At 34.4% G+C, this 11,643-nt stretch carries 11 protein-coding genes; all 11 read right to left on the minus strand.

Translation table 11 applies throughout. The features are described 5' to 3' along the window. Positions 1-5 precede the first annotated feature (5 nt). Positions 6-1,907 carry an acetate--CoA ligase gene (locus MST30_RS14245; protein WP_243472076.1) on the minus strand — a complete coding sequence of 634 codons (1,902 nt, stop codon included), beginning with the start codon at positions 1,905-1,907 and terminating at the stop codon, positions 6-8. A gap of 3 nt (positions 1,908-1,910) precedes the next feature. Beyond that, entirely contained in the window at positions 1,911-2,132 is a 222-nt protein-coding gene (locus MST30_RS14250; RefSeq protein ID WP_243472077.1) for a hypothetical protein, read from the minus strand. A 67-nt stretch (positions 2,133-2,199) separates the two neighbouring features. After that, entirely contained in the window at positions 2,200-2,562 is a 363-nt protein-coding gene (locus tag MST30_RS14255; protein ID WP_243472078.1) for a response regulator transcription factor, read from the minus strand. 20 nt (positions 2,563-2,582) lie between these two features. Beyond that, complete coding sequence (locus tag MST30_RS14260; RefSeq protein WP_243472079.1) at positions 2,583-5,273, minus strand: sensor histidine kinase; 2,691 nt, start codon at positions 5,271-5,273, stop codon at positions 2,583-2,585. Next, a complete protein-coding gene (locus MST30_RS14265) occupies positions 5,266-5,460 on the minus strand; it encodes a hypothetical protein (protein WP_243472080.1) in 195 nt (64 codons plus the stop codon). The genes MST30_RS14260 and MST30_RS14265 overlap by 8 nt, the downstream gene beginning before the upstream one ends. A 70-nt stretch (positions 5,461-5,530) precedes the next feature. Beyond that, positions 5,531-7,321 carry a sodium:solute symporter family protein gene (locus tag MST30_RS14270; protein ID WP_243472081.1) on the minus strand — a complete coding sequence of 597 codons (1,791 nt, stop codon included), beginning with the start codon at positions 7,319-7,321 and terminating at the stop codon, positions 5,531-5,533. 34 nt (positions 7,322-7,355) lie between these two features. Then, positions 7,356-7,616: a DUF4212 domain-containing protein gene (locus tag MST30_RS14275; protein WP_243472082.1), complete on the minus strand. Its 261-nt coding sequence runs from the start codon at positions 7,614-7,616 to the stop codon at positions 7,356-7,358. 40 nt (positions 7,617-7,656) lie between these two features. After that, positions 7,657-8,880, minus strand: coding sequence for a hypothetical protein (locus MST30_RS14280; protein ID WP_243472083.1), 1,224 nt, complete (start codon positions 8,878-8,880; stop codon positions 7,657-7,659). Positions 8,881-8,988: 108 nt separating this feature from the next. Then, positions 8,989-9,408: an IS1/IS1595 family N-terminal zinc-binding domain-containing protein gene (locus tag MST30_RS14285; protein ID WP_243472084.1), complete on the minus strand. Its 420-nt coding sequence runs from the start codon at positions 9,406-9,408 to the stop codon at positions 8,989-8,991. Between the two features lie 192 nt (positions 9,409-9,600). Beyond that, positions 9,601-9,963 (minus strand): DUF779 domain-containing protein, encoded by a 363-nt coding sequence (locus MST30_RS14290; RefSeq protein ID WP_243472085.1) that lies wholly within the window; start codon positions 9,961-9,963, stop codon positions 9,601-9,603. A gap of 69 nt (positions 9,964-10,032) precedes the next feature. After that, positions 10,033-11,529: an aldehyde dehydrogenase family protein gene (locus MST30_RS14295; RefSeq protein WP_243472086.1), complete on the minus strand. Its 1,497-nt coding sequence runs from the start codon at positions 11,527-11,529 to the stop codon at positions 10,033-10,035. Between the last annotated feature and the right edge of the window lie 114 nt (positions 11,530-11,643).

An 11,643-nucleotide genomic window follows, 5' to 3' on the forward strand; every position in this document is an offset into this window, starting at 1 on the left:
ATTGATTATATATTTTTATGTATTCCTATTTGATTTTTTTTATAAACTGATTCTATTTCTGAAATTATTGCAACATCATCTATAGTTGATGGCACATTGTACTCTAAATCGTCTGAAATATGTCTCAACAATTTACGAAGAATTTTCCCAGATCTTGTTTTTGGCAAACGCTTTACCACAAAGACATCTTTAAATGCAGCTACCGCACCTATTTCGTGGCGAACATCTTGAATGATTTCTTTTGAAATATCGCTTTCATCAGCATGCTCTCCAGACTTTAAAACGATAAGTCCTAAAGGTTTTTGCCCTTTAATATCGCAATGCACTCCAAAAACAGCACATTCTGCCACCGATTTGTGAGATGCTACAATCTCTTCCATTTCTGCTGTAGACAAACGATGGCCTGCGACATTAATAATGTCATCTACACGACCTGTAATAAAGACATAACCATCTTCATCTTTATAGCCTCCATCACCCGAAAAATAATAACCTGGAAACTTACTAAGATAACCGTTTTTAAATCGCTCTGGATTTCCCCAAAGATTTAAGAGTGTTCCCGGAGGTAATGGGAGTTTTACTGCTACATAGCCTTCTACTCCTGCCGCTACTTCTTTTCCTTCCTCATTTAATACCTGAATATCATAACCACAAACTGGTAATGACGCTGAGCCTGGTTTTACTTCCATGAGCTCTACTCCTGCCATATTAGCCAACATTGGCCAACCACTTTCGGTCTGCCACCAATGATCAATTACCGGAACATGCAAGTGTTGCTCTGTCCAACGTAAAGTTGCGACGTCACAACGTTCTCCTGCGAGGAATTGAAATTTAAGAGAACTTAAATCGTATTTTTTAATAAAATCTCCATTAGGATCTTCTTTTTTTATGGCTCTAATTGCTGTAGGCGCTGTAAACATTACTTTTACCTTATGCTCACTAATGACGCGCCAAAACGTTGAAGCATCTGGTGTTTTAATTGGTTTTCCTTCAAATAAAATAGTGGTATTTCTATTAAGCAAAGGCCCATAAACAATATAACTATGGCCAACTACCCAACCCACATCACTTGCAGCCCAGTACACATCTCCTTCTTCGACACCATAAATATACTTCATTGAGAATTTAAGCGCAGTCGCATAACCACCTGTATCTCTGATAATCCCTTTTGGTTTTCCTGTTGTTCCAGAAGTATAGAGTATATATGATGGATGATTAGATTCTACCTCCACTGGCTCTATTACTTCTGATTTTGAAACTAATTTAGTATAGTCTACATCTCTTTCGTGATATGGAATTTCAACACCTAATTCCCTATCAAAAACAACAACATGGTCTGGTTTGTGTTCTGCCAGAGAAATAGCTTCATCTACAAATGGTTTGTACGGAATAATACGTTTTATCTCTACTCCATTTGATGCTGTAATGATAGCTTTTGGTTTACAATCGTCTATTCGTATTGCTAATTCGTGAGGTGCAAAACCACCAAAAACTACGGAATGAATTACTCCCAAACGCGCACATGCCAACATAGCAAATAAGGCTTGTGGAATCATTGGCATATATATAACACAGGTATCTCCTTTTTGCAAACCTAGTGATTGCAAACCACCTGCCAATTTAGAGACTTCTTTGTGCAGTTCGTTAAAAGTTATGTGCTGTTTTCTGTCGGTTACAGGCGAATCATATATGATAGCATTTTGATCTCCAAAACCATCCTTTATATGCTTATCTATACACAAGTAGCTTAGATTGAGCGTTCCATCTTGAAACCATTGTGGATAACTATATTCATCAGCACCCAAAATATCAGTTGGCTGCTTATACCACTCTAGTTGTTCTGCCTGTTTTTTCCAGAAGGATTTAGGGTGATTTATACTTTCTTTATATATCTCTTGATAGTTCATGGCTTAGCTTTTTTTAGAATTAAACAAACCAAACCAACCAGGATTTAATACTTTCAACTTTATTAAAGCCCATATAATCACAACAAAACAGACACCCATTATTATTGACTCAAATACACCTGTTGCTGTCTCACTTTCTAATTTAAAACGGAGATATAATGTTACTATAACGTAAATACTGATAATAATATCAGACGTTAAAGCATTGATACGTAGACGTTTCATTTTGTTTTACTTTTATTAAACTTAGTTTCTTTTGCACACAAAACCAATGTTTAATAAAGTGAAACCGCTAAGCTATGAGCTCATTAATTTCTGAAACTATTTTTTTTACTGAAAAGGGCTTTGTTAAATATTTATCTGCTCCAAGTTTTAAGCCTTTTTCAATATCTGAAGCTTTATTTTTTGCAGTTAAAAACACTACTTTGGTATCTTTTAACTGGTCATTTTCTTTAATTAACTTAAGTGTTTGATATCCATCTACTTTTGGCATCATAACATCTAACATAATAACATCTGGAATTACACTTTGTAAGATTTCTAAAGCTTCGCTTCCATCTCTTGCTATATACACTTCAAAATCGTGTTTTTTAAAAGTGTATTCTAATGTCATTACAATATTTGGTTCGTCATCGACGATAACAATTTTCTTCATTCTTCGAACACGTTGACAATTTACTTAAAAGGTAGCTTAAAACCAAAGGTTGCACCACTTTTTTGATTGTTTTTTGCCCAGATTTTTCCATTGTGGTTTTCTACTATTTGTTTGCAAATTGCTAAACCTAAACCACTTCCTTCTGGTTTTTGGATATTTTGATTTTTTGATTGATAAAATTTATTAAAAATATATGGTAAATCTTGCTCTGGCACACCTTTACCATTATCCTTTATACTTACCTCCAAATATCCTAAATCAAATTTATAATCTACTATAATCTCACCTTTTTTAACATCACAAAATTTTATGGCATTAGAAATAAGATTCGTTAATACCTGTACAATACGATCTTCATCGTATTCCGCATTAAGATCACTTTTATTTGAACAAACTATTTTTACCTGCTTCTTATCTGCTATATGTTTTAGACTATCAATGGTTTTTTGAATTGTATTTCTAATATTGTACTTATTGATATTAAGCTGTGTACGTCCTTTAGAGAGTTTTTCAAAATCTAAAATATTATGTATCAGTCTTGATAATCTATCGCTATCCTGAAGCATATTTTTTAGAAATTGTGTTTTTATTTCTGAAGGCATATCATCGTCATCATCCATTAATAATTCCGTTGTTGCTCTTATACCTGTAATAGGTGTTTTTAACTCGTGCGCAACTGTATCTAGAAATTCATCTTTCTGCTTGTCTTTTTCAATAAGTTCTTCATTAGCATCCTTAAGTTGATTAGTAAGCTTTGTGAGTTCGTTAGATTTTTCTCTGAGTAATTTATTTCTGGCTATGGTTTCTTTAGATTCTTCGAGAATCTTAAGTACTTCTACCAAACTTACTTCATCTTCTTTTACCACACTTGATATCAATATTTTAGCCGAAGCGCTACCTATACTTCCTGTCAACAATTTTTCAGAAAAGTTAATCAACCTTGCATCTGCCATTTGTGTGTCTAATGGTAAATCATATTTTCTAAAGAAAAGATTTAACGCACGCTCTGTTCTATCATCTCCTAAAAACTTAACCAAAACCTTCTTGATATCTGCAACGTAAGCCTCTCCTTTCCAAACTAATGCTCCGTCTTGCAAATCTGTATAGTTTTTGCTGTCCACAAACATCTCTGCATAGTTACGCTCTCTGTAATTCCCTTTTTTAATCACAGAAAATGTCATGTAACAAAAGATATTTACCAACATACTCCAGAAAAACGCATGTGCTGGCGGACTTAAGAAATCTATACCAAACAAAGCATGAGGTTTTAAAACCTCAATACCAGCTAAACCATATTGCACCAAATCATCTGAACCATTTAAGGCATGCAGAGAAAAAGGTAAGATTAATGTATAAAATACCACTGCAATACCTGCGACTATTCCAATTATGGTTGCGTTTGATGAACCTCTATTCCAAAACAAGCCAATAAAAAAAGATGGAGCCAGTTGAGATATTATTACAAACGCCATTAAACCAATAGAATACAATGATAATTCAAAAGAAAAATTAACATAAAATGCATAGGCACTAATAATGATTAAGAAAATTGAAATACGTCTGATGTTTTTAATGTATTTAGCATTTCGTTCAGGATGACTTTTTATGAAATAATCTAAAAAGCCATAAGGTATTACCAGGTTGTTACTCACCATTGTAGATAATGCTAATGTCGCCACAACAACCATTGAAATTACTGCCGAAAAACCTCCTAAAAACACCAAAACTGCTATAAAATTATTACCGTTTTGTAATGGCAATAGCAATGCATAATACTCCGCTTGACCTGTATTACCTATCGTTAAATTGCCCGCCCAAGCAACAAAAATTACAAAAACATTAAAGAAGAGAAGATATAATGGAAACATCCAAATAGCATTTTTTAAATGCTTTTCTCTCACATTTTCAACCACAGAAACTTGAAATTGTCTCGGCAATAAAAATATAGCCATAAAAGACAACATAATAGTATACAACCAATTGAAACCACCTTCAAAACCATTGATTGTTGTTAACGATTCAAAATTATCGGCTGTAGACATTTTAGCATAAATATCTTCTGTACCATCAAACAAAATGTAGGTTACATATACACCAACAAACAAAAAGAAAACCAGTTTTAGAATAGATTCAAAAGCCACAGACACCACTATACCTTTATGCTTTTCTGAAGCATCTGTTGTTTGTGTTCCGAAAAAAGTTGCAAAAACCGCTAATAGTAAAGCAATATAAAAGGTTGAGTCGTCATAAACAGACGTTGACACATAACTCGTATCATCTGATAAAATTTGAAATGTTTCTGAAACAGCCTTAAGTTGCAGTGAAATATAAGGCACAATTGCCAATAGACATACTATTGTTACCAACGCACCTAAAAATCTATGATTACCATAACGTAGCGAAATAAAATCTGCAATAGAACTAATCTTATGCTGCTTAGATATCCTTACAATTTTTCGCATTAAGACTATCCAGAGTGGTGCTGCAATCACAGGCCCTAAATAAATTGGCAAAAAGTCTACACCTGAATTGGCTGCAATACCTATACTACCATAGTAGGTCCATGCTGTACAATATACTGCTAAAGACAAGGTATAAACCACAGAATTATTTACCCATTTGCTCTTAGAATTTTTCTCTGCTATATACGCAATGAAAAACAAAGCCGCCAAATAGGTTACTATTATAAAAAATAAAACGTAGTTACTCATAATGACGCTTTATTACAATGTAAGACACCAAAATAACCACTAGCCAAATTGAAAAAATTGAAAAATAAAATGTGGGAACACCGAATACATGACCATCATTATTAAAAATCAATAGAAATGGCACATTTAGTATTGCCAAAGCTGTAATTGAAAGTATAATCAACTTTTGTTCGTGTCGTTTTTTCATAGTTAACTAAAATACAAAAAACAGTGCTGCAATTGCAACACTGTTTTTATCAACTAATAAAACTTGTCAATTAATGACTCTGTGCTTCACCTGCACCTGAAGGTATTCTAATGTTTTCTACAATTTCTTGTACGTGTTGTGGTGGCGCAGGCGTTAAACGAGACACTACAACCGATACAACAACATTAACAAGCATAGCAACAGTACCAAAACCTTCTGGTGAAGTACCAAACCACCATTCGCTTGATGGTCTTGGATCCATTACTCCAATTAATCCTGTTTTGTATACAATCATATAATAAAGCATTAAAACTATACCTACAATCATACCTGCTACAGCTCCTTGTCTATTCATACGTTTATCAAAGATTCCTAGTATAATCGCTGGGAAGAATGAAGCAGCAGCCAAACCAAAGGCTAAGGCGACTACCGCAGCTACAAATCCCGGCGGATAAATTCCAAAAAGACCAGCAATTATAATCGCTACAAGAATAGCTATACGAGCAGCCATTAACTCACCCTTCTCAGAAATATCTGGTTTAATTTGCTTTTTAATCAAATCATGAGAAATTGATGTAGAAATTACCAGCAATAAACCTGCCGCTGTAGAAAGTGCAGCGGCTAATCCACCAGCAGCAACAAGTGCTATTACCCAATTAGGGAGGTTTGCTATTTCAGGGTTTGCCAACACCATAATATCTCTATCTACGTAAAGCTCATTTTCTTCTGCATTTGCATTAGAGACCATACGTTCCCCAAATGCTCCTCTAGCACTAGTATCAGTAGCTTCACCTGTATATTTAGGCTTTCCGTCTAAGGCATTACCTGCTACATATTGAATTTTACCGTCACCATTTTTATCAGACCAAGCTATTAAGCCAGTGTCTTCCCAATTTTTAAACCATTGAGGAACTTCATTGTATTCGGTATTACTTACTGTTTCGATTAAGTTAGTTCTTGCAAAAACAGCAATAGCTGGTGCAGTTGTATAAAGAATAGCTATGAACAATAACGCTAAACCTGCAGATTTACGAGCATCTTTTACTTTAGGTACTGTAAAGAAACGTACGATTACATGAGGTAAACCAGCTGTACCAACCATAAGAGCCAATGTAATAGCAAACACATCCCAAGTTGATTTTGTTCCGCTTGTATATTCATTAAACCCTAATTGTGTGTGTAATTTATCTAATTTATCTAAAAGAAATTCTCCTCCTTCTACTGATCCTCCCATTCCTAATTGTGGAATGATATTTCCTGTCATCTGCATTGAAATGAAAAATGCTGGCACCATAAAAGCAAAAATCAATACACAATATTGAGCAACTTGCGTATAGGTAATCCCCTTCATACCTCCTAAGAAAGCAAATACCAAAACAATTGCCATCCCTATGATAACTCCAAGGTTAATATCTACTTGTAAGAATTGCGAAAACACAATACCTACACCACGCATTTGTCCAGCTACATAAGTAAATGATACAATTAAAGCACATATTACAGCTACTGTTCTCGCAGTATTAGAATAATAACGATCACCTATAAAATCTGGCACCGTAAATTTTCCAAATTTCCTAAGATAAGGTGCCAAAAGTAGTGCTAATAACACATAGCCACCTGTCCATCCCATTAAAAACACAGAACCATCATATCCCATAAATGAAATAAGTCCTGCCATTGAGATGAATGATGCGGCAGACATCCAGTCTGCAGCTGTTGCCATACCATTTGCAAGTGGTGATACACCACCACCAGCAACATAAAAATCTTTTGTTGAGCCAGCTCTAGCCCAAATTGCAATTCCGAAATATAGTGCGAATGTGATTCCTACTAATATCCATGTCCAAGTTTGTACACTCATAATTTTTTTAATTTTTATTGGTTATTAGTTAGGACTATTCGTCGTAACCGTATTTTTTATCTAGTTTATTCATTATGCGTACGTACACAAAAATTAATATTACGAACACATATATTGATCCTTGCTGAGCAAACCAAAAGCCTAGCTTAAACCCACCAAGCTTTATTTCGTTTAAAGCATCTTTAAATAAGATTCCACAGCCATAAGAAACCAAGAACCAAATAACCAGTAATATTGAAAGGTATTTTACATTTTCCTTCCAATAAGCCGATGCGTTTTTTTGTTTTTCTGTCATAATTGATTTGTTTATTCGTTATAGTTAAATCAGATGATTCTTATAAAAATATCATAGCCTGAACAGTAAAGACTCCTGTTGCATCACCATCTCCAACTTTATCATTGGTGTAATCGAAACTTAATTTTGAATGATGACCAGTGAAGAATATGTTAGCTCCCAATTTAAATTGATTTGCATTATCATCTATAGCATCAATACTTCTTGTAGAATATGCTACATAAGGCTGAAATCTAGTTTTTGTTTTATCGCCTGGAAGCACATAACCTACATGACCATAAATCATATTACCTGTTGCGTAAGGTCCTAAATAAAAATCCTCACCATAATCATTGTTTTGGTATGTAGCATAGGCTGTTATAGCCGAACCATTATCGCCTATTGGTGCATCATAAAAAGCATCTGCAGCAAATAACAGAACATCGTCACCTTCACCATTTGGTAGTACAACACCACTAGGATGGCTAAAGAATCCGGCTCCAATGTTGAAAACCTTTTTACTTCCCATGTATGTACCAACTTTATAAGGCAAAGCATTAGATTCTTGATCTAAAAAATTATAATCTACATAACCTTGAATTACCTTTCCAGCGTCTGCAGAACCAAGCACTTCTCTACCTCGATATACAGTTGCAGTACCTACATCTCTTGGTGTACCGTCGTTATCTAAAGTATTTGTGTTAGCTTCATTTAAGGCAAAACGATATTGAAGTTTACCAAATTTACCCTTAACATATACACCTATATGACGCGCAAACTGATCTGACAGCCCAAGAGTTGACCAAGACGATCTATTATTGTCTAAAGTCAACATGTTTAGTGTACTTTGATTGTTTAAACGAGAAACTCCATTCCAGTAATGAAGTCCGGCACCAGCGTAGAAATCTTTAGCCACTTTGTATTCTCCCCAAAAATCATGGAAGAATAATTGTGCGCTATCATCTTTACCTACTGGTCCAGCATTACCAGCATTTAAACTGTTAAGTCCAAAATGTGCAACCAAGGAGAACCTATCACTGAATTTTATCCAACTCAGGATTCTGGCTCTTCTTACACTCATAGAGAGTTTTTCGGTACCATCTGGTGCATCATCATTGTATTGTGCCCAAAATTGTCCCCAAGAAATGAATCTCATGTACTTGGTACCATCATCGTTAAAATTAATCCTGTAGCCCTTCCCATAACCCATTTCAGGTTCTGATTGAGAAAACCCAGAAAAAAAGCATAGTGTAAGAACCACTACGATACAATTAAGTTTTTTCATAAAAGATTAGTTGTTTAGTTAGTTAAACATTGATTTTGTGTGCACCACTAAACTCTAAAAAACAATCTCTAAAAAAAAAGTTAATATATCTTTTTGCTAATTATATATCTAATCTCTGAAACGCTCCCATTTTATGAGCATGAATTTATCTCCTAGCTCAGTTACTAATGCACCTGCACCAGACAAATTTTTAGCATTTGAGAAGAATGTAGCAAGCTCTTGAGCGTTGAGAATTTTGTAAGTAGGATGATACTTTGAATTGTACGGTCGTTTAATATTGTATTTCTTAACCCAATTCATAATACTAACGTGTGAGATTCCTAATATACGCTCAATTTCACGATAGGTTAATCCTTCTAAGTATAACTGTAAAGCCTTATTAACGTAATAGTCATCTATTTTTTTACCTAACTTATTGACTGTAAAATAATAGTTACAGGATTTACATCTATAGCGCTGTCTGTCGTTTACAATTCCACTTTTTACGTAACTATCAGAACCACAATTAGGACACAGGTCAATTTTCATATATAGTAATTTAGCATAAATATATTAATTTAGCAATATATATACAATTCAAACCTAAATTTTTTAATAATTATTAATTATGACTATTAATATTTTAAAGAATCATCATCTTTTTTAACCAATAATTATACATATAACAAAACCCTGAAAAATTAGATTTTTCAGGGTTTGCTATATTGTTGAAACTTATTTTTAGCTAGACTTTGGATTGAAATAAGAATCCTCTTCTTCAGTTAAAATTCTAGAATGAATAATAAATCGTAATCCCAAAGGAATCTCTAGCGAGAAACTTGCTCCTCTTCCTTCAGTTGTATCTATAGTAAGGTGTGTATGTTTCCAGTACTCAAATTGATCTTGGTTCATATAAAACGGAACACCTTCTACTTCTCCTAGAAAAATGTCACTCTCATCCAAGTACATATCATCTTTTTCAAAAATCATGGGTGCTGAACCATCACAACAACCTCCACTTTGATGAAAAATTAACTCTCCATGCTTTTCTTTTAATTGTCTGACAACTTTTTTGGCATTTTCTGTAATCTCTACACGTTTCATGACTTTAATATATTAAAAAAGGCTGAATCCCTAACCATTCAGCCTTTACGAGCTATTAATCAAATGTTTCTAGAAGAAACCTAATTTGTTTTTATCGTAAGAGATTAACATGTTTTTAGTTTGTCTGTAATGACTCATCATCATTTGATGCGTTTCTCTACCAAAACCAGACTTCTTATATCCACCAAATGGCGCATGCGCTGGATAGGCATGGTAGCAATTAACCCAAACACGACCGGCTTTAATAGCACGTGGTATTTGATATAACTGATGTGCATCTCGTGTCCAAACTCCTGCTCCAAGTCCATAGAGTGTATCGTTAGCAATCTCTAATGCTTCTGCTTCATCTTTAAACTTAGTCACACAGACTACTGGTCCAAAGATTTCTTCCTGAAACACTCGCATTTTGTTATGACCTTCTAAAATCGTTGGCTGAATAAAGAATCCGTTTGCTAAGTCTCCTTCTTTGTTAGCATCACCACCACAAAGTACTTTAGCACCTTCATCCATACCTATTTTAATGTAAGACTGAATTTTTTCGTATTGGTCATTAGAGGCTTGCGCTCCTACCATACAACTCGTATCATATGGACTGTTTTGCACAATAGCTTTTGTACGTTCAACAACACGCTCCATAAATTTATCATAAATATCTTCCTGAACTAAAATACGAGAAGGACATGTACAAACTTCACCTTGATTAAACGCAAATAACACTGCTCCTTCAATAGCTTTATCTAAGAACGCATCATCTTCATCCATTACAGAATTAAAGAAAATGTTTGGTGACTTACCACCTAATTCCATAGTTACAGGATTTAAGTTCTTAGACGCATACTGCATAATTAACTGTCCTGTTGTCGTTTCTCCTGTAAAAGCCACTTTATCTACACGAGAACTCGATGCTAATGGTTTACCAGCTTCTGGCCCAAAGCCATGAACCACATTTACAACTCCTGGAGGAAACACATCTGCTATTTTTTCCATTAACAAAGTTGCCGAAGATGGTGTTTGTTCTGCTGGTTTTAACACAACACAGTTACCTGTTGCTAGGGCTGGTGGTAACTTCCAAGACAACATTAATAAAGGGAAGTTCCAAGGAATAATTTGACCAACAACACCAAGTGGCTCTTTTATATTCATTGATAAGGTATTGGCATCTAACTCTGTTGCACTACCTTCTTCTGCTCTAATACAAGATGCAAAGTATCTCCAGTGGTCTACAGATAATGGTACATCGGCATTTAATGTTTCTCTAATAGGTTTACCATTATCGCAAGTTTCAACTAAAGCAAACTCTTCTAAGTTAGCTTCAATAATATCTGCTACTTTATTTAATAATGTTGCACGCTCAGTTACCGAAGTATTTCCCCAAGCTTCCTTTGCTGCATTAGCTGCATCTAAGGCTAACTCTACATCTTCTTTTTGTGATCTTGGATATTTTGCAATTAACGACTTGTCTATTGGTGAGGTATTTTCAAAATACTCTCCTCCTATTGGCTCTACAAACTTTCCGTTTATAAAGTTCCCATAGGATGCTTTAAATTGTGGTTTAGAATAACTCATCTTAAATTTAGATTACTTATTAGTTCTTGATTTTTTAAGCCAAAAAATTGACTATTTTTTACTTTTCGTAAAGTTATTTTGTCATATTCTAAAATAATTGAACATATTTATCAT

Source organism: Winogradskyella sp. MH6, assembly GCF_022810765.1.
In the GTDB taxonomy this organism is placed as follows: Bacteria; Bacteroidota; Bacteroidia; order Flavobacteriales; family Flavobacteriaceae; genus Winogradskyella.

Excerpts from the sequence above, each read along its gene's own strand:
- MST30_RS14280 (WP_243472083.1), bottom strand. The coding sequence starts at position 8,880 with ATGAAAAAACTTAATTGTATCGTAGTGGTTCTTACACTATGCTTTTTT.
- MST30_RS14295 (WP_243472086.1), bottom strand. The coding sequence starts at position 11,529 with ATGAGTTATTCTAAACCACAATTTAAAGCATCCTATGGGAACTTTATA.
- MST30_RS14270 (WP_243472081.1), bottom strand. The coding sequence starts at position 7,321 with ATGAGTGTACAAACTTGGACATGGATATTAGTAGGAATCACATTCGCA.
- MST30_RS14260 (WP_243472079.1), bottom strand. The coding sequence starts at position 5,273 with ATGAGTAACTACGTTTTATTTTTTATAATAGTAACCTATTTGGCGGCT.
- MST30_RS14275 (WP_243472082.1), bottom strand. The coding sequence starts at position 7,616 with ATGACAGAAAAACAAAAAAACGCATCGGCTTATTGGAAGGAAAATGTA.
- MST30_RS14255 (WP_243472078.1), bottom strand. The coding sequence starts at position 2,562 with ATGAAGAAAATTGTTATCGTCGATGACGAACCAAATATTGTAATGACA.
- MST30_RS14245 (WP_243472076.1), bottom strand. The coding sequence starts at position 1,907 with ATGAACTATCAAGAGATATATAAAGAAAGTATAAATCACCCTAAATCC.
- MST30_RS14285 (WP_243472084.1), bottom strand. The coding sequence starts at position 9,408 with ATGAAAATTGACCTGTGTCCTAATTGTGGTTCTGATAGTTACGTAAAA.
- MST30_RS14290 (WP_243472085.1), bottom strand. The coding sequence starts at position 9,963 with ATGAAACGTGTAGAGATTACAGAAAATGCCAAAAAAGTTGTCAGACAA.
- MST30_RS14265 (WP_243472080.1), bottom strand. The coding sequence starts at position 5,460 with ATGAAAAAACGACACGAACAAAAGTTGATTATACTTTCAATTACAGCT.
- MST30_RS14250 (WP_243472077.1), bottom strand. The coding sequence starts at position 2,132 with ATGAAACGTCTACGTATCAATGCTTTAACGTCTGATATTATTATCAGT.